This window comes from Micromonospora sp. WMMD712 (genome assembly GCF_029581295.1).
Taxonomy (GTDB): domain Bacteria; phylum Actinomycetota; class Actinomycetes; order Mycobacteriales; family Micromonosporaceae; genus Micromonospora; species Micromonospora carbonacea.
The window spans coordinates 1,647,574-1,665,091 of the sequence record NZ_CP120743.1 but is presented as its reverse complement, the minus strand read 5'-3'; the positions used below and the strand labels follow the sequence as shown (position 1 = coordinate 1,665,091).

The window sequence follows — 17,518 nt, the reverse complement described above, 5'->3', positions numbered from 1 at the left end:
CGTTCGGGCAGCATGGCGTCGGTAGAAAAGGCAGTCGCCGGCGCCAAGGCTGAGACGACCGCGACACGATCGAAGAACTATGGGGCGACTGAACCCACCGACGCCGCTCCGCGTGTTGCCCCCGAGGTGCTCGGGGCGGTGCGATCGGACCCGCGCGGAGCGGGAAGGGGCAACCTATCCGAGATGATCAACATCCGGAGCGGGCGTAGTTGCTATGGGTCCCGTCCTCAGCTGGCCTGCGCCCCGGCACGCTACTGCAACTGCGTTGTGTCAGCTCAGAACGTCGGCCACGATGCGACTGTGACCGAACTTTTCTCGTCCACTCCTCCCGCCGAGTGGGGCGGTACGGCGGCAATCGGCGGCCCAGATGAGCATGACGCGGATCTTGCGACTGCCTTCCGGGAAGCCGGCGAAATCCTCACTGCCTATTGGCGAAAGAACCAGGCCGACGACACGCTCGCTATCGCCGTGCTGTACAACTATCGGCACGCCTTGGAGCTCATGTTGAAGACCGCCATCCGCCTGATGGTCGAGAGTTGGAGGTTCGAACTCGATCCTGCCGAGCCGGAACCGGTTTGGCTGGTGGAGGCCGAGCGCCGCGCCGGAAGCAGCCATTGCCTCGGGGAACTGGCCGGCCACGTGGGGCGGCTCGCTGCGGACTTCCGGATGCCGTTGCGGCCTGCTGACCGCGACGTTCTCCGTGCCCTGCATGACCTGGACCCAGATGGACAGGGCCTGCGCTATACCGCCACCCGTGACCGAACACGGCAGCGTGCGTTTCGGCCGGACGTCGTCTACGTCAACGTGGTGGAGTTCGCGGCTCGGGCTGGCGGGGCCTTCGAGGGGGTCGAGGACATCGTCGCGCGGCTCGTGGAGATCCAGGACGTGCAGCAATGGATCGGTCCCGAACGCCTTCTCCCCCCGCAGGGCAGCCGCCCTTGAGTATCTGCCTTGGTTGTCAATCTGCTCTGGTTATGGGGCGACTTGTGGATGCAACGATGGCCTGCTCGTAGGCACTCTTCGGCCGGGAATCGGCCAGGGTAGATCATTGATCGAAAAGCTGCGTGCGTGATCACGGGGTCCTGTCGCCCGCGCCAGCGAAGCCAGCGTGGCTTCATCGACACCGTGAAAGAAGCCCTGCTCGTGGACGAAGTCGTCGCCGACCGTCGGGTCAGGCCCATCCGTGCGTGGTTCTGGCAGATGCAGGCCATTGAGCAGGTCGTCATCGGGGTGCTGGTACAGGTAGCGCCTGGCGCCGAGAGCCGTCTCCTGGTTCACGGTGTTGGCGAGCTGCGTGGTGCCGGGGACCGTCGCGTCGGGCATGTCTCGCAATGGCGCCGGAATGCTGGCACGTGGTCGTGCAAGCATGGCCATGTGGCGGTTGAGGGGCAGGAGGAAGGCGTCCGCCGTGGCGATGCCGACGCCTCGCCATGCTGGGTAATCCGACCGTACAAGCAGGGATACCGGCTCGTCCGAGGTCAGTAGGGCTCGGCGCTTGAATCGAATGACGCTCCACTGGGCGTCGTTCAAATAGGCCGTCATGGGATCGACCAGCGATATCAACAGCTGCAAGTGCTCGTGGGCAGACGGGATGAGCTCAGGGCCTCCCGGTTTCGTCAGGTCACGCCATTCCCAGTCGAGCTCGTCGTCGGTGACGACTCGACGCTCTGCCTTCTGGATCACCTGGCGCAGCGCTTCCTTGCCCGACACGCCCACGAGCAGCCTGATCATCGTCGCGTTGTGCGCATTCTGGTTGTAGCGGATGCCCTCAGTTCGGAGGTGTTGGAGCGCTATCCAGGCCGCCACGGCATGTCGCAATTGTCCCGTAAGGGGCCACGTGCCGGTGCTGGCGGCTTGAAACGCTGCCGCCGCCGAGGTTTCTAGCTCGGCGAACGCGCGTTCGAATGCGTCGGATTTCGTACCGTCTGGCAGGATGATGGTGTAGAAGTCCTTGTTGACGGTGGCATCGGCAGTGGCGAGTGTTGCTTCGTGGGTGCCGGGCAGGGTGGTTCGCCGGATCTGCCGGGCGTCGGTCGCGAAGCCCTTCAGGTAGAACTGCGACACAACGTGCTGCCTGCGGACGCGTTTGGCCACGCCACCCCCGTTCATGTGATTGCATTGCATTACGGCGAAGGTCTTGATGTGCTGTGGTTGCACCTGTCCGATCTTCCCCAGCATCTGGGATGGGATACGCGAGAGCCGGCAGCCGTTAGTGCTGGCGCCAGCTTCCTTGGGGACTACGCTCCGGCACTATCGTGGGGTGATCTAGTTGGCCTTGTGCCGCTGCGGCGAACCATCCGGCCCATCGATCGATGAACTCGTGAAGATCGTCAACTGTGATCGCAGTGAACGGCCAGGCGACCTGATACTCCGCCATTCCGTTCCAGACTGCCTTGGCTGCTGCTTCACCGGGAAACTCCGCAAAAGGGACAAGGCTCGTGCTCTTGGGCGTCATCGGGCTGATCATGAACGCCGTCTCGTACCATCCGAAGCGGCCTCTTTCCTGCGCGTCGCAGTACCACAACGCATGGCCACGGCCGCCGTACCCTCGCGAATTGGTCGGAATCGTCACCCCGAGAGCGCCGTGAGCGATAACATCAAACGCCGGAGGTTGCCATCCACCCCACGGATCGATGGAGGTCTGAGCGGGCGGCGCAAACTTGAGCTCCGCATTGTTTAGGACCAGTGTCCATCGTCCATCGTGGGATTCCTTCAGCCGGGCGCTCGGTGCAGCTTCCATCACAGCTTCTCGGAGTGATGCGCCGATTCGTGTGACCAAGCGGATGGCGACTTCCGCCAATGCTGCTCGCTCCTCGGCAGCGGATCGAGCGGCTTACGCCGCGCTGTGAGATGCTCCCTGTCGTGCGACCTCATGGCGGTTTGCCTCGTGGAGGGCGGCGAGTCCGCTTCCTTTGACATTCGCGCTGACTTTTTGCAGCCGTGCAAGGACGTTGGCTGGCGTCGGCCGGGCCCCCTGTGGCTTGAACAAACACTCCTCGACAAGGGACGCAAGCGGCACTGCATGGCCTGAAAGCTGCGGAGGAACCGCATGCAGGTGCTGCTCCCGAAGTTCGTGCTCGTAACGCCCACCGAAAGGAACCTGTCCGGTGAGCAACTCGAAGGCCAGCACGCCGAGCGCGTACACGTCTGTTGCAGAGGTGGCGCGCTCGCCGCGCCATTGCTCTGGAGCGGCGTAGAGGGGAGTCTTTGCGAACTTCCGGGTGTCCGGCGCGGTCGTCGCATCCGCATACCGGGAGATACCGAAGTCGGCGATGCACCAGCGGCCGTCGAGCAGGAGGACGTTCGCCGGCTTCAGGTCTCGGTGCACCACGCGGCCGTCCAGCTTCGCCAGGGCAGAAGCGATGTCTGTGAGCACGGAGACGGCCTCATGCGCCGGGAGCCCGCCGTCGTGGTCCTCGAGATGCGCAAGCAGCGACTTCTCGGCACGCGGCATGACCAGAACCAGATCGTCTACCGTTTCGCCACTTTCGATGACCGGCACTACGTTCGGTACACCGTCAAGGTCTGTGGCGAGGAGGAGTTCTCGGTCGGCCCCAGGGTCTCGTGGAACGAGCTTCACCACCGCGTCTGGGTAGTCGGTCGAACTTGCCTCGAAGACTCGCCCAAAGCCGCCAGCATCCCCGATCGGGTTGCCGATGATCCATTCTCGCTTCAAGCTGAGGCGCTTCATCATGTCTGCCATGCACCCTTCACGGCGGCTAACGATACTGGTCGGCTCGTGGCGTGACGCGCCAGGAGCCGACGTGTCCGGGGTCCTGCTAGACAAATAGTGGCCCCAGAGCGAGCCTGAGGCCACTACGACAGAGCATTCGGGGCCTCCGGGCCGCTGACGATACGCGACCAACTCGCAAGGGGTCTATCTTGCGATTCCCGTGCGGTCACCGTCTGTCACGTGCCAGGGTCAGTGGGTGATCTGGCTTCCATAGCCAACGTACCCGCTGGTGCTGCGCGGTTCTGGGAATTGCCCCCGGCAGGGTACCAACCTGCGCCACCATTCCGCTCCCGGACCCACCAGGGATCTGAGCCACCCTGACCCGCCAGCCCTAACTTCGTGGTCTTGGAAGTACCCCGACGAACTGTGTCAGCGCGCTGTGCGCTTGTACCGCGAGTCGGATCCGAAGCCCGTGATCCGGCGCCTGGCCGAGCAGCTCGGCGTTCATCACGAGGCACTACGGAACTGGATCCGTCAGGCCGAGGCTGACGCCGACGAGCGTCACGACCGGCCGACCAGCGAGATGGCGGAAGAGAACCGCCGGCTGCGTAGGGAAGTCACCGAGCTGCGGCGGGCGAACGAGATCCTGAAGGCCGCGAGCGCGTATTTCGCGGCGGAGCTCGACCCGACCCGGCGACGGTCATGAGGTTCATCCATGAACATCGTGACCAGTTCGCGGTCGCGCTCCTGCTACGGGTCCTGAACATCGGCGCGTCGACCTACTACGCGTGGGTCAAAGCAGGCCGAGCAGCCCTGCGACCGGGACGTGGTCGACCTGGGGCTGATCTCCAACATCCACGAGATCTGGGAGACCTCCGGGCGCACCTACGGCGCGGACCGGGTCCACCGGCAGCTGCGCCGCGACGGCATCTACGTGGGCCGCAAACGCGTCGAGCGGCTGATGACCGGCCAGGGTTGGCAGGGGGCGTTCCTGCGTCGAGGCTGGCGCGGCGGCTCCACGAAGCAGGATCCTCGGCACACGCCGGCGCCGGATCTGGTCGGGCGGCAGTTCACCGCCGACGGGCCGAACCGGCTGTGGGTCGCCGACGCCACCCGCATCCCCTGCGGCGAGGGCGTGTTCTGGCTCGCCGCGGTCCGCGACGTGTTCTCCCGCCGGATCGTCGGGTGGAAGACCTCCGACCGCTGCGACACCGACCTGATCCTCGCCGCCCTCGAATACGGCATCTGGTCCCGCGACGTCCGCGACGGCCAGTTGATCCACCACTCGGACAGGGGGTCGAACTACACGTCCTTCCGCTTCGCGGAACGCTTGCAGGACAACGGGATCCTGCCGTCGATGGGCTCCGTCGGCGACTCGTACGACAACGCGCTGATGGAGAACTTCTGGTCAACGTTGAAGATCGAACTCGTCTACCGCACCTCATGGCGGACCCGCGACGAGGCCGAGAACGCGATCTTCACCTACATCGACGGCTGGTACAACACCCGCCGCATCCAACGCGAACTGGGCTACCTCAGCCCGAACGAGTACGAGGCCGCCTGGCATAGCCGCCAGACCGCACCAGCCGAACCACCTATCGCCACCCCTGCACCAGCCGGCAGCAGGTAACCACCGCTCCATCAAAGCGGGGGGAACTCAATCGCTGCCACGCCCGCGCGGCCGTATTGTTGTCGGGTGCCTCATGGTCACCCGAGTCCAGCGGCTCTCCCGTTCGGGTTGCAGACGCTGATCGCCCAAGCCGCTGCGTCGGAGGCCGGGCCATCCCGGCAGCGTAAGCACCACCTAGTGCCGCGCTCCTACCTGGAACGGTGGGCTGACGGTCGCACCGTCCGGGTGACCCAGGTCGACGACAGGTACAGCTACCACGCGACGCCCGCGAACGCGGCGCGGGAGACCGACTACTACCGCATCGAGGCCGACGACGTCGACCCGGCGGAGATCCCGCCGCTGATCTTGGAGACGATGCTCGGTAGCGCCGAAGGATACGGCAAGCGCGCGATCGACGAGCTGCTGGTGAAGCACCCGAGCCAGATCGACCCCAAGCTGATGATGGGCTTCGTCTGGTTCTTGGCGTTCCAGCTCACCCGAGGCGAGGCGTTTCGCCGTCAGCAGCGGCAGGCTGCCGCCGACTTCTTCCGCATGGACACGAAGGACCTGACCGACCAACAGCTCGCGACACGGCTTGGACGTGACCTCACCGAAACGGACCTCGCCGAGATCAGGGAGTTTATCGGCCAGGTCCAGGCCGGGAGGATCATCGCGCAGCCGCAGACCGCCATGATCCTCGGCAACGCGGCGGCTACGGCTAGCGAACTATGCCGCCACATCATGTTCCGCGATTGGTACGTCGTGCGGACCCCGAGCGTGCTGGTGACATGCGATGAACCCGTGGTCGTGCTGGGCGGCCCGGATCACGATCGCGCCGAACGTGCGGGCGTAGAGTCCGCCGCCGTCATCCTGTATCCGCTGGCCCCCCACGCGCTGCTGGCCCTGTTCCGCCAAGGCACGCGGGTCGAGTCGCCGCCCGTCGAGCTCGACCATGCCGAGACCGCCGAGGTGAACCGGGAGATCATCGCCAACGCCAGCCGGTGGGCGTTCGAGCGCGGCTCGCGCCGTGCCACGCTCGCGCTGACCGTGCCGCCGCTGCCCGCAGCCGCCACCGTCACGGAGGGCCCACTCCCCGGCATCGGATCACCCGGTCAGACTGCTTATCGCGTATGCCGTCCATCCCGATGGGCCAACGCGGAGCACGTTCCGCCGCTGCCCGTCGCGCGTTGGTGGCAGTAGAGGGCGGGATGGTCACACCGACGGTGGGCTTTCGGTGCGCGGGCCGGCACCGGGCGACTTCCAAGGGTGGAGGGTCGCCCGGTAGCCCGGAGCGTCAGCCGTCGCGGCCCGAGAGGTATCGAATCGCGGTGAGGGCGAGGCCGAAGCAGCCGCTGAAAGCGACTCCGCCCGACAGGAGAGCTTTGCCGATGCTCGGCTCGCTGGCCCACGAGATCCGACTGGTCACCGTAGCGGCAACCCGCCCGACAGGATGGCGATGGTCAAGCACAGCAGCCGGACCAGAGCGCTACTCGCCAGCTTCAACCCTTCGATAGGCAGCCCCATGCGGTACCTGAGTCGAGTCCCGACGGGTCTGCGAAGGCGTCGGTTGACAACCGTGCGCCGACGCGCCGGATCAACGCCAGCCCGCCACGGATTGAGATCAGACGCTGACATCGAGCTACGTGTGAGTCGAATCCGGCGGATCGCCGGAGTCGCTCCGCTGTGTCAGCTGGCCGTAGATGGAGAGCCGGGGACATTCTCCAGGTACCTGGTTTGCTGCTCCACGAGTTCATCCACAACCTGTGAGAAGGTGTCGGTCACCCACTGCGGCCTGTGCAGCTCCTCGCCCTGCCCGTACATGAAATGCTGGAGCGCCACCTCGGGCTGCTGGGACCTCCAGGTGGCCAGCAGGTTTCCGGCGTCCCGACCGTTGTCGGCTGCGTACTCGACCAGGCCGAGATCCTGCAGGGAGATGACTCCCAACGCCGTCGCCCTGCTGGTCTGCAACGTTCCGTTCGCGGCCAACACCTCCTGGACCCGGCGATGGACCGCCGGGTTCCACGGGAGCCCATCGTCCGGTGTGACGATCAAGGGCACGAATCGGGTGCCGGGAACCAGATTCCGGCCGGTGAGCTGCGGGAGGAGTTCGGTGAGATGCCGGATGGTGGACGCCATCTGCCGGGCCTTGTTGCCGGCAAGAACGGCCGCCAGCTCCTTGTCCAGCTCGGGTACATCCGCCTGGCCACCGACGACGGGTTGAGAGGGTGGTTCGGGAGCCTTTGTCTGGTGTGGGCTTGGCGGTTCGTTGGAGGCCCTGCTGGTGGGGTTACGCCGAGGTCGTCGGCGGGGCCAGGGTGAACAGTCCGGCCTCGGGTTCGGTGAGGATCTGGCGGGCGACGAGGCGTTTGAGCTTGGCGCGGAGATTCTCGGTGTCCTTGGCGGTGGCGCCGGTGCCGAGGGCCTGGCAGATGTCCTTGGCGCGCATCGGCGCGGTCCCGGCGTGGAATACGGCAAGGATCTGTTGGTAGGCGGGGCTGGCGACGGTCGGATCAGCAGGTGCCGTCGTGTCGAGTGGGCCGCCCAGGCTCAGGAGCGTCTTGCGGGTGATGGCGAGTTCGGCGACCTCGGTCTCGGCTGCGGTGAGTTGCTCGTCGAGGGAGGCGATCTGGGTGCGGAGCCGCTCAACGGCGAGGACGGCGGCGGTTTCGCGTTCGGTGAGCAGGGTCAGCAGCGTCGGCTGGGTCACCGTTGGTAGCGCCAAGACGTGGTGGCGGTGCCGGTCAACCGACGCACCAGGTTCGCCGTCGAGGCCCACCAGGTGCGGGACACCGCCGAGGCCGGTCGGCTTTCGTACTCGCGGACCAGGCGGCGGTGCAGCATCAGCGTGCCGTGGGTCTGCTCGACCACCCACCGGCGCTTCACCGGCACGAACCCGGCGGTCGTGTCGGACCGAAGGACCTGCTCGACGTCGATACCGTTAATCGCGCCGTGGATCTGCACGTCGTCCTTGAACCCGGCGTCGACCCACGCCTTGGTCACCGTCGGGGTGTGCGCGAGGACGTTGTCCAGCAGCCGGATGCCGATCGCGTTGTCGGTGACCGACGCCGCCGTGACCACCACGGCGATGATCAACCCGAGGGCGTCGACCGCGAGGCCCCGCTTCCGGCCTGGGACCTTCTTCGCGGCGTCCTTGCCGGTCGTCGCGGCCGGGACGTGGTTCGCCGCCCGGATCGACTGGGTATCCAACACCACCGCGGTCGGATCCTCCCGACGGCCGGCCTTCTCCCGCGCCTGACACCGCAGCAGATCATGAATCACCTGGTCGGTGCCGTCATCACGCCACAGGGCAAAGTAGTAGTAGGTGGCCGACTTCGGCGGCAGGTCGTGCGGCAGGTACGCCCACTGACACCCGGTCCGGTTCTGGTAGAAGATCGCGTTCACGATCTCCCGCAACTCGTACCGACCCTGATGCCCCGACACCGACGGGTGCCGGTCCTTCCACGCCTGCAGGAACGGTCCGACCACCGCCCACTGATCATCGTTCAGGTCGCTCGGATACGCCGCACGCTCACCCATGATCGGCCCAACGCGGCCGGAGCCCTACCGGTTACGACCACGCCTCACATTCACATGCCGGCCCAAACCCACAATGGACGGAAGCTACCGAACCACCCTCTGAGAAAGCCGTCGGTTGTTCGCGTCCAGGCAGATCCACACGTCGCCGCAGTCCACGACCCAGTCGCAAACGCTGGGCTTCCTTCCTTTCGCCTTCGTCCAGGCATGCCACATGTCGTTTTCGGAGTACAACCGCTTGAAGTGGCCGCTCGCGGGGAAGATGCGCCGCAGAAGCTCCCCGATGCTGTACTCGAACTGGGAGTTGAGGCAGGACCTGAACGCCTCCTCACGGCCGCCCTTGACCCTCTGATCGGTGCCGCCGTCGATCCTTCGGAGGTGGTCAGCGACGTCGAATTCGGGCACCTGACCGAACGCCCGCTCCAGCACGAAACCGACCCGGATGACCTGTACCGAGCCGTCGGGGAGCCGGACGATCGGCCGACGCCGGAGAGCGTTGAACTCCCACGGCTGCTCCGTGGCAGGCGTCTGTTGCGCTACCTGCTGCTGCAGGTCGGCCAGGGAAACCGAGGTGGCGTCGAGGAACAGGTCGATGGCCACTGGGTCAATGCCGAGCCGGCCGAAGAACTCCGGCGGGAAATGCAGGTACTTGTGCATGTATGCCTGCACCCACAGGTGGGTGGCCACACCGAGAAACGCGTCCAGCGCGCACCCCGTCGCCTCGGCGAACAGCTCCGCTGGCTGTCCACCGGCCCGTATCCGCTCCTTTTCACCGACAGCCGAGGACCACCCCTCACGCCAGGTCACCTGGCTCCGCGCCATCAGCGGCGCCGGATGCGCGGTCGCGTTGAAGTACTGGTTTGCCAACAGCTCCGCAGCCAGAGTCGCCTTGAGACCGCCCCACCGAGGCTCGCCGCCGTCGCGAACTTGGCCCAGCTCGTCGGCGATGCTGAACACTGCCTGGAGCACCACATCAAGATTGCTCAGGTCATCGCGGGCTGGCCCAGGTGGACAAGCGACCAGGGCTTCCTTGAACGCAACCAGCAAGAGCTGAGGTGGGAGCAATCGCCGGCCCCCCGCAATCGCGGCACGCGCCCGCGATGCGGCCTCGCCGGGAAGCTGCGCCGCCCATCGGGCCTCGATCTCCGCCTCCGGTGCGTCCTCAAGGTCAAGATCACGCAGCATGCAGCTGAGCAACAACAGGGCCTGCCCTACCGGCACCTGCCCCCACAACAGCTCGCGCGAGGCGCGGTCCGTCACCGCGCCGAAGATCTCGGTACCGGTACAGTAAGGACGGCCCAGCAAGGACCACGAACTCCGGGCCATCGATGGGCGCCCGGGCACCCAAAGGCCACCCATGGCCGGAAACTATATTGCGTGGCCGACGATGCGGACAAGCAAGTTATCCGCAGTCTGATGGTGCTCACAAGCCCGGCCCGAACCCTCGAAGCGGGTGGGAGAAGTCGAGTCGGGGAGCGAAGAACCCGACAGGGGTAGGTTGAGTCGGGCTTGTGGACGCTTTCGTAGCGATGCTCAGGGCAGCGCGAAGGTGGCTTCGATGTGCAGCACATGATCACCTGCGCCGCATGTTGCAGTTTTGCGACGGGCCACGGCGGGTGTCTGGTGGGGCCTGCGGACGTCGCGGCAACGGTCGACGGTGCCCCCGTTTACCCCCCGAAAACCCCTGCCAAGACTCGACTATCAATGACAGGAGTTGGTAAGTTGATGATGGCGTCTATGCAGGTCGACGACGCATATTGACGATCAATGACAAGTTCAGGGCCGTGGGGTCGGTAACCGCGGGTTCGGGGTTCGAGTCCGTGGCCGTACTAGCGAGTGAAGCCATGCTCGTGAGGCCACCTCTTGGGTTGGCGGGGTGGTTAGCCGGAAGGCCGCGGCACCTGTTGTCAGCGTAGCTACGAACGACAGTCGATCATCACGTCATCATCTGCGCCAGGCGATGGTGGGGCCACGGTATCGATCACCCCCCGAAAGCCTCCCGTACGGGGGTGGGGCAGGGCTGCTGGGCTCGATGCTGAGTTCGCGCGGGGCGCGGTGATCTCGAAGGTCATCTCGTCCGGGTTCGGCTTGCTCTCGCCGCACGCACCGGGGGTCGGTGCCGGCATGGCCGCAACACTGCCTGTCGTCGCCGACGGCAATCTTGGCTGGCGTCGCCGGCGTCCCTCGTTGCTCTGCGTGGCAGCGGCCCAGGGCTGGGGGATGTTGGGGCCAGCGGGACACCGCCGGCTCGGCCGTGGCGGACATCATCGGGCACGTGCATCTGGCCGCCGCCGACTGGTCGTAGGTGGTCCTGGATGCATACGCCCTTTGGCATGACGTGGTTCAGGACGAGGTGGCGAGATCACCTTCCCTGCGGAGATGCGTCCGCTGTTTCCATACGCCCTTCGGCGTGACGTGGTTCAGGACAACAAGCCTGGGAGAAATACCAGGCCCGCATCGCCAAGTTTCCATACGCCCTTCGGCGTGACGTGGTTCAGGACTCTGGGCAGGATCGCCGGTGACGCCTCGAAGTGGGACGTTTCCATACGCCCTTCGGCGTGACGTGGTTCAGGACCTGCTGAATCCGCAGCAGACGGTCGACCACGTTGTTTCCATACGCCCTTCGGCGTGACGTGGTTCAGGACATCAAGGTTGTGGCCATTGCAGGGCTGGTGGCAACGTTTCCATACGCCCTTCGGCGTGACGTGGTTCAGGACCTGCTGAATCCGCAGCAGACGGTCGACCACGTTGTTTCCATACGCCCTTCGGCGTGACGTGGTTCAGGACTCGCGGAGACGGGTCCGAGCCAACGCCCAAGCCGGAGTTTCCATACGCCCTTCGGCGTGACGTGGTTCAGGACCCTGGCCCTTGTGCGAGGGGTGTGACCAGGTTGTTTGCCGCGCCGCTGCATACCACCTGGCGTGCGGCGGCAGTTGGACCGACGAAGGTCAATGCATCTCGTGCGTTTGTGCTGGTAGGGATGGCTGCATAGGGGGCGATGTGGAGACTTGATCGGCTACCCAGGTCCGGATCGCCTGTTGCCTAGTGCTTATGGCGGTTTCTATGGGACTGCCCAGTAGAGGGTATCGGGTTGGACGGTGGCTTGGCCGATCGTGGTGATGCCGTTCCAGCAGGTTCCGCAGAGGGGGACGATGTGGATGGAGTCGGTGCGGGGGTTGACGAGTTGGCGGAGTTGTTCGGTGAGGTCGTGGAGGTCGTTGGCGTCGAGGGTACAGACGAAGACGCTGCGTTGGATGCGGTCGCCCCAGGTTTGGATGGTGGCGGCGGCGCGGGCGCGGGTGGTGTCGGTGGAGATGTCATAGGTGATGAGGACGGTGGGCATGGTGGATCACCGCCATGATAGGCCGGTCCACGGGGTGCCGTGGTCGATGTGGGCGGCGAGGCGTTGGGCTTGGCGGTGGAGGTGGCGGCGGAGGCTGCCGGTGAAGCCGGGGAGCGCTCCTCGGGTGGTGTGGAGCATGCGGCGTTCGTAGGCGTCGATGAGGGCGGCGCGGCCGGCTTCGGTGAGCAGGATGCCGGCGCGGCCTTCTTCGGTGCGGGCGTGTTCGGGGCGGAGTTGGTTGGCGCGGGCCAGGGTGGTGACGGCTTGGTCGACGACGAGGGGGCGGAATTCCTCGATGAGGTCGAGGGCGAGGCTGGGGCGGCGGTCGGTGTCGGTGTGGAGGAGTCCGATGGCGGGGTCGAGGCCGGCGGCGGTTAGGGCGGCGACGGCTTCGCCGGTCAGCAGGGTGTAGCCGTAGGAGAGGGCGGCGTTGACGAGGTCCAGGGGTGGGCGTCGGCTTCGGCCGGTGAACCGGAGGGGTTCAGGGACGGCGAGACTCAGCGCGGTGAAGTAGGCGCGGGCGGCGGCGCCTTCTACGCCCATGATTTCGTCTCGGGTGGCGGCGTCGGGTAGTAGGGCCAGCATGCGGCGCATCGCGTCGACGTTGGCGGCGAGGTCTTCGTGGTTGTCGCGGCGGGTGATCCGCTGGATGAGGACGATCTGTTTGCGGATCTTCGCGTCGATGGCGGCGCGGCCGAACGGGATGGCCCGGTCCGGGTCGTCGGCGCAGGCGAGTTGGGCGCGGAGTCGGGTGACCCGTCGGGTGGAGCCTGAGCTGAGTTGCCCGAGGTAGTGGCCACGGCGGGACGCGATGATGACCTCGACGTCGCTGGCCAGGGCCCAGGAGCGGGCGCCGGCGCTGAGCCCGACCGGGCCGAACAGGACGAGTCGTTCGACGTGTCCGGTGGGTACGTTGAGCAGTTCGACGTCGTCGGTGGTTTCGACGATGAGTCGGCCGGCTTCGGTGCGTACGAAGGCGCCGGGTTTGGCGACGTAGACGGTGCGGGTGGCGGGTTCGACGATGCGGTGGTCGTCGAGGACGGGTGGGTAGCGGGGGCCGAAGTCCTCGCCGAGGAAGCAGAACCCGTCGGTGAAGGACATCACGCTGCTGTCAGTGCCCAGGCGCATGCCGATCTCGGCGGCGGCGTGTTCCACGAGGTGGAGTCCTTCCTGTGCGTCGGTGCGGGTGGCGGCCAGGACGCAGAAGTCGTCGCCGTAGCGGACCATGGGGAATCCGGCGGCGGTGACCCGGTCGTCGATGTGTCGTAGGGCGAGGTTGGCCAGCAGGGGGGACAGCGGTGCGCCTTGCGGCAGGCCTTGGGTGGGGCGTGGTCCGGTGTCGCCGCCGATGGGGCGGCGGAGTAGGAGATCGATCAGGGCGAGGACGTCGGCGTCGGTGAGCGTGGTGGACAGCAGGCGTCGTAGGCGGGGCACGTCGATTGAGGGGAAGCAGTCGTCGATGTCGGCGTGTGCGACCCAGCCGAGGCCTTCGGCGCGGAGCCGGGCGACCTGCTGGACGGCGTCGGTGACGCCGAGGCCGGGGCGGTAGGCGTAGGCGGCGGGGCCGAGTAGCGGGTCGATGATCGGGGAGAGGGCTGCGGCGAGGGCTTTCTCCACGATGCGGTCGGTGACTGGCGGGATCGCCAGGTGCCGGGTGTCGCCGTCGTCCTTCGGGATGGTCACCGGGGCCAGTGGTTGTGGCTGGTAGGTGCCGGTGGCGAGTTGGTCGGCGAGGTCGGTGAGGCGGGCGTGCGGGTTGGTGGCGAACCGGCGGGTGCCGGCGGAGAGCGTGCCGTCGTCGTGGTCGTCGGCGAGCAGGTCCTCCCACGCGCGGGTGAGGGCGGCCAGGCTGGTCGCGGTCGTGTACAGCGGGCTGGTCATGGGCGGCCGGGTTGTCGCCAGGTCGGTTCGGGGCGGACCTGGCCGAGTCCTCGGGTGGTGTGGGCGCCGATTCCGGCGTAGGGGGCCAGGCGGATGAGCCGGTCCACGGCGGCGCGGATGTCGGGGTTGTCGCAGGTGTAGCGGATGCGGCCGACGAACCCGGAGACGGTGAGGTTGTTGATTCGAAGGATCTCGTTGGTGCCGTCGACGTCGGTCACCCAGATCGGGTCGGTGGTGAGGTCGAGGGTGATCTCGGGTAGGTCGGGTGGGGCGAAGCGGCGCCAGGTGGCGCGCAGGCTGCCGAGGACCGGGTTGGGTGCCGGCCAGGGGGTGAAGGCGTTGCCGCGGCGGAACGTGGTGGGGGTGACGAAGCGTAGGCACCAGGCGTTCGCGCCGCTGTCGCTGTCGGCCAGGTGGGTCCATGCGGTGGTGGCGAGTTGTTCGGCGCCGAGGGTGAGGTGTGTGTGCTGGGCGCCGAGCCGGAGCCGGACCCCGGGCGCGGCCCGGGTCAGCAGCCGGTTGGTGAGGGTGTCGTCGAGCAGGGTCACCTCGAACCCGGGGGCGTCGGTCTGCCGGGTGGGCGGACTGACTGTGTACGGCTTGGCCTGCGTGTGGTGTGTGGTGTCGGTGTCGAACCAGCCGGAGACGACGGCGTGCAGGTGTTCCACGCGTACTCGGGTGGGGTCGATGCCGGGGGTGGTGATCCGCCAGCGGCTGGGCATGTCGGCGGCGGCCTCCATCCGGATCGGAGTGGTTGTCGCGGCGCTGGACGGCTCACGGTAGGTGACGGTCGCGGGGGCGGCAAGTGGTGCAAGTGTCGTGGTGTGGACAGCGGGCGGATCGCCCTGGACGGTCTGCGGTGGCTGGTGTGGTGACCAGGGCTGATGCCTCGATCTGGTGACGGTGGGTGCCGTCGCGGTCGCTGTTGTTGTCCGGGCGTGGTCTTGTGGCCGTGTTGGCGGAACGGTACGTATGGGAGTCATGACTTTCGGCGGTGGCCGGCGGGACGCGTTCCCGGGTTGCGGTGACGTGTGATGGTGTCGGTGGTGGTCACCGGGTGGGACGCGGATGCGCGGCTGCTGCGGTACGTGCCGGTCAACGGCGGCGAAGGCGGCGGCGAGAGCACGGTGGAGGTGCCGGCCGAGGATGCGGGGGAGGTGTCCGCCGAGTGCGGGCGGGGCCCGCTGCCGAGGGCCGGTGAGTTGTTCATCGAGGGCGGCCGTTGCCAGCTGGACCTGTGTGGCCCGCCGGCCCGTTGGTGTACGGCGAAGCGGGACGGCGCGGCGGTGCGGCTGACCGAGCGGGACACCAACGACCGGGGCGTCACGTTTCCTGCGACGTCGCTCGGGCTGCCCGGAGACGAGGCGACCCTGGCGCGGGTCCGGGAGATCGGCGCTTTCCTCCTGTTCGATTCGCCGGGGCCGGTGCCTGGCTGCTGGGTTCGTCCGGGTGGGCTGTCCGGGTGGCTGTCCGAGGGAGCGCTCCGCCGGGAGCGGGCGGTGGCCGAGGCTGCCAAGGCTCGGAGGCGGCGTCGGGACCGGTTCGTCAATCCGTACACGTTCGTGCCGTTCCCCGCTCGGGTGATGCGGCGGGAGCCGGCGGGGCACGAGTGGCTGGCGCCGGGCCGGCTGTCCGGGCGGCTGGTGGTGCGGTGGGAGTTCACCGGGCCGGCCCAGGCGCCCGACGGGTCGGCCGACGGTGCCGTGTTGCGGTTTCCGGGGTCGTCGGTGAAGGGCGTGGTGCGGTCGGTGCACGAGACGATGGCCGGCGGTTGCCTGCGGATCGTCGACGAGGAGTTCGTCCCGTCCTACCGGGACACCGCCTCGGCGTTGTCGGACGACTGGACCCTCGCCGTCGTCTCGACGGACTTCAACGGGCAGCCGCTGACGGTGCGACCGGCAGAACAAGTCGTGTGGGTCCGCTCCGGGCAACTCGTCGCGGCCTGCGGCGCTGGCCTGCGGACCGGCAGCCGGGTCGGCCTCAACCCGCCGGAGAGAAGGAACAGTCTGGGGCGGTATGAGCTGGACGAGCGGGCTCGGGTGACGGCCGGTGGTGGCTGGGTGGTGCTGCTGACCGACGCCGGGGCACGGCCGCCGCAACGCCGGGACGGCAGTGCGGCCCTGTACTTCGCCGCCTGCGGCCACATCCCCGGCTCGACGCCGGAGGCGGAGGTGGACGAGGCGGCATGGCGACGGTTCCGGCAGGCGGTGGCGGGTGCCCGCGAGGCGGTCCAGAACCGTAGGCCGGCACGACGGGAACTCGGCCATGAAAAACCCGCTCAGGCCGAGCAGAACAGCTGGGTGCCGGTGACGTTCCGGGGGCAGGTCATCGGCGAGCGGAAGTCGGTGACCGGCTGGTTCGAGGAGGGCGACGTGCTGTGGGTACGCCGCGACCGGAGCGGCCGGGTGGTCGAGGTGCGGCTGTCGGCGATCTGGCGGCACCCGGGCACGGGACCGCTGGGTGAGCGGGTGCCGCCTGACCTGTTGCCGTGCACCGATCCGGTGTCGTTGTGCCCGTCGTGCCGGTTGTTCGGGTCGGCGGACACGCAGGCGCGGGACGAGGACGGCCGGGCCGACCAGCGGGCGTACGCCGGTCACGTGCGGTTCGGGGACGCCGTGTCGGCCGGGCCGGTCGCGTTGACCGCATTCCGGCGGGCGCCGATGGGCACGCCACATGCCGGGGCCGGTCAGTTCTACCTGTCCTACGCCGACCGACGCCCGGCGGGAAGGGGGCGGCCGCCGACGCGGGAGTGGGGTGCCGATCCGGACCGGTCGCAGCCACGACCGGTGCGGGGACGCAAGTTCTACTGGCACTCCGCGCCCGGCACGCATCCACCCCGACACGAGGCGCAGGAGCATCACCGGCCGCAGATGGTCGCGGACAAGCTGCTCGCCCCGCCCGGCACGACGCTGACGCAGACGGTCACGTTCGACAACCTTGACCCCGCCGAGCTAGGAGGTCTGCTGGCGGCCCTGCAACCGGACCTGGCCCTGCGCCACGGCGGTGAAACCGAGGAGAGAGGGCCGACGCGGCTGCATCTGGGCGGTGGCAAGCCGCTGGGTCTCGGCTCCTGCACCGCGACCGTCGTGCAGGCGCAGGTGTGGGACGCGGGCAGCCGCTACGGCGACAGCCCACCGCCCGCGTACACGCCGGAGGTGTTCGTCGACGCGTTCGTCGCCTCCTGCCCGGACGAGGTGACCGCGACCTGGGCGGCGTTGTCGGCGGTGCTGGGTGCCGGCACGGTCAACGGCGCCCGGGTGTCGTATCCGCCTGGCGCGGACTGGACGGACCGGCAGCAGGACCCGAAACGGTTCGACGAGCCGTTCGCCTTCTTCACCGTCACCAGCGGCATGTACCTCGCGAAGGGCGAGGAACGGCCGCTGCTGCCGTTGCCCGACCCGACCGCCCCGGACCAGACCCTGCCGATCATCCATGAGGAGCACCAGGAGCATCGGCCGAAGGGCCGACGCTCATGACG

14 protein-coding genes, 1 pseudogene and 1 CRISPR repeat array are annotated in these 17,518 nt (G+C 67.6%); of the genes and pseudogenes, 5 read left to right on the top strand and 10 right to left on the bottom strand.

The window, feature by feature from the left end; translation table 11 throughout:
* Positions 1-300 precede the first annotated feature (300 nt).
* A complete protein-coding gene (locus tag O7633_RS06775) occupies positions 301-942 on the top strand; it encodes a hypothetical protein (protein WP_278136133.1) in 642 nt (213 codons plus the stop codon).
* A gap of 30 nt (positions 943-972) precedes the next feature.
* Here the strand turns inward: O7633_RS06775 and O7633_RS06770 are convergent, their stop codons facing one another.
* The 3 genes from O7633_RS06770 to O7633_RS06760 all read right to left on the bottom strand — a co-directional run bounded on the left by O7633_RS06770 (position 973) and on the right by O7633_RS06760 (position 3,703).
* Positions 973-2,178 carry a DUF4238 domain-containing protein gene (locus tag O7633_RS06770; RefSeq protein WP_282326828.1) on the bottom strand — a complete coding sequence of 402 codons (1,206 nt, stop codon included), beginning with the start codon at positions 2,176-2,178 and terminating at the stop codon, positions 973-975.
* 31 nt (positions 2,179-2,209) lie between these two features.
* Entirely contained in the window at positions 2,210-2,740 is a 531-nt protein-coding gene (locus tag O7633_RS06765) for a hypothetical protein (RefSeq protein WP_282326826.1), read from the bottom strand.
* Positions 2,741-2,833: 93 nt separating this feature from the next.
* The gene (locus O7633_RS06760) at positions 2,834-3,703 is read right to left on the bottom strand and encodes a serine/threonine-protein kinase (protein WP_282326824.1); all 870 of its coding nucleotides are present in this window, start codon (positions 3,701-3,703) and stop codon (positions 2,834-2,836) included.
* A 259-nt stretch (positions 3,704-3,962) separates the two neighbouring features.
* Between O7633_RS06760 and O7633_RS06755 the strand changes: the two genes are divergently transcribed.
* From O7633_RS06755 to O7633_RS06745, 3 genes and pseudogenes are all read left to right on the top strand, one after another.
* Positions 3,963-4,379 (top strand): transposase, encoded by a 417-nt coding sequence (locus O7633_RS06755; RefSeq protein WP_282326821.1) that lies wholly within the window; start codon positions 3,963-3,965, stop codon positions 4,377-4,379.
* 111 nt (positions 4,380-4,490) lie between these two features.
* Positions 4,491-5,303, top strand: a pseudogene (locus tag O7633_RS06750) (IS3 family transposase); the annotation flags it as partial.
* Between the two features lie 66 nt (positions 5,304-5,369).
* Positions 5,370-6,482: a DUF4238 domain-containing protein gene (locus O7633_RS06745; RefSeq protein WP_347405226.1), complete on the top strand. Its 1,113-nt coding sequence runs from the start codon at positions 5,370-5,372 to the stop codon at positions 6,480-6,482.
* Positions 6,483-6,968: 486 nt separating this feature from the next.
* Here O7633_RS06745 and O7633_RS06740 read toward each other — a convergent pair whose 3' ends face one another.
* The 7 genes from O7633_RS06740 to cas6 all read right to left on the bottom strand — a co-directional run bounded on the left by O7633_RS06740 (position 6,969) and on the right by cas6 (position 14,762).
* Positions 6,969-7,418 (bottom strand): hypothetical protein, encoded by a 450-nt coding sequence (locus O7633_RS06740; protein WP_282326818.1) that lies wholly within the window; start codon positions 7,416-7,418, stop codon positions 6,969-6,971.
* A 151-nt stretch (positions 7,419-7,569) separates the two neighbouring features.
* Complete coding sequence (locus O7633_RS06735) at positions 7,570-7,989, bottom strand: hypothetical protein (RefSeq protein WP_043960814.1); 420 nt, start codon at positions 7,987-7,989, stop codon at positions 7,570-7,572.
* Entirely contained in the window at positions 7,986-8,819 is an 834-nt protein-coding gene (locus O7633_RS06730) for an IS5 family transposase (RefSeq protein WP_229406985.1), read from the bottom strand. Before O7633_RS06730 ends, O7633_RS06735 begins: the two co-directional genes overlap by 4 nt.
* 84 nt (positions 8,820-8,903) lie before the next feature.
* Positions 8,904-10,076, bottom strand: coding sequence for a hypothetical protein (locus O7633_RS06725; RefSeq protein ID WP_282326815.1), 1,173 nt, complete (start codon positions 10,074-10,076; stop codon positions 8,904-8,906).
* A gap of 1,053 nt (positions 10,077-11,129) precedes the next feature.
* Positions 11,130-11,676: direct repeats of the CRISPR family, unit length 37 nt; unit sequence GTTTCCATACGCCCTTCGGCGTGACGTGGTTCAGGAC.
* A gap of 201 nt (positions 11,677-11,877) precedes the next feature.
* Positions 11,878-12,159, bottom strand: a complete 282-nt coding sequence (gene cas2, locus O7633_RS06720) for a CRISPR-associated endonuclease Cas2 (RefSeq protein ID WP_278136127.1) — start codon at positions 12,157-12,159, stop codon at positions 11,878-11,880.
* Between the two features lie 6 nt (positions 12,160-12,165).
* Positions 12,166-14,040 (bottom strand): CRISPR-associated endonuclease Cas1, encoded by a 1,875-nt coding sequence (gene cas1 / locus O7633_RS06715; protein ID WP_278136126.1) that lies wholly within the window; start codon positions 14,038-14,040, stop codon positions 12,166-12,168.
* Positions 14,037-14,762 carry a CRISPR system precrRNA processing endoribonuclease RAMP protein Cas6 gene (cas6, locus tag O7633_RS06710; RefSeq protein ID WP_278136125.1) on the bottom strand — a complete coding sequence of 242 codons (726 nt, stop codon included), beginning with the start codon at positions 14,760-14,762 and terminating at the stop codon, positions 14,037-14,039. Before cas6 ends, cas1 begins: the two co-directional genes overlap by 4 nt.
* A gap of 312 nt (positions 14,763-15,074) precedes the next feature.
* Between cas6 and O7633_RS06705 the strand changes: the two genes are divergently transcribed.
* Positions 15,075-17,516 carry a TIGR03986 family CRISPR-associated RAMP protein gene (locus tag O7633_RS06705; RefSeq protein WP_278136124.1) on the top strand — a complete coding sequence of 814 codons (2,442 nt, stop codon included), beginning with the start codon at positions 15,075-15,077 and terminating at the stop codon, positions 17,514-17,516.
* Positions 17,517-17,518 lie beyond the last annotated feature (2 nt).

Excerpts from the sequence above, each read along its gene's own strand:
- O7633_RS06730 (WP_229406985.1), bottom strand. The coding sequence starts at position 8,819 with ATGGGTGAGCGTGCGGCGTATCCGAGCGACCTGAACGATGATCAGTGG.
- cas1 (WP_278136126.1), bottom strand. The coding sequence starts at position 14,040 with ATGACCAGCCCGCTGTACACGACCGCGACCAGCCTGGCCGCCCTCACC.
- O7633_RS06760 (WP_282326824.1), bottom strand. The coding sequence starts at position 3,703 with ATGGCAGACATGATGAAGCGCCTCAGCTTGAAGCGAGAATGGATCATC.
- O7633_RS06770 (WP_282326828.1), bottom strand. The coding sequence starts at position 2,178 with ATGCTGGGGAAGATCGGACAGGTGCAACCACAGCACATCAAGACCTTC.
- O7633_RS06705 (WP_278136124.1), top strand. The coding sequence starts at position 15,075 with ATGGTGTCGGTGGTGGTCACCGGGTGGGACGCGGATGCGCGGCTGCTG.
- cas2 (WP_278136127.1), bottom strand. The coding sequence starts at position 12,159 with ATGCCCACCGTCCTCATCACCTATGACATCTCCACCGACACCACCCGC.
- O7633_RS06740 (WP_282326818.1), bottom strand. The coding sequence starts at position 7,418 with ATGGCGTCCACCATCCGGCATCTCACCGAACTCCTCCCGCAGCTCACC.
- O7633_RS06765 (WP_282326826.1), bottom strand. The coding sequence starts at position 2,740 with ATGGAAGCTGCACCGAGCGCCCGGCTGAAGGAATCCCACGATGGACGA.
- cas6 (WP_278136125.1), bottom strand. The coding sequence starts at position 14,762 with ATGCCCAGCCGCTGGCGGATCACCACCCCCGGCATCGACCCCACCCGA.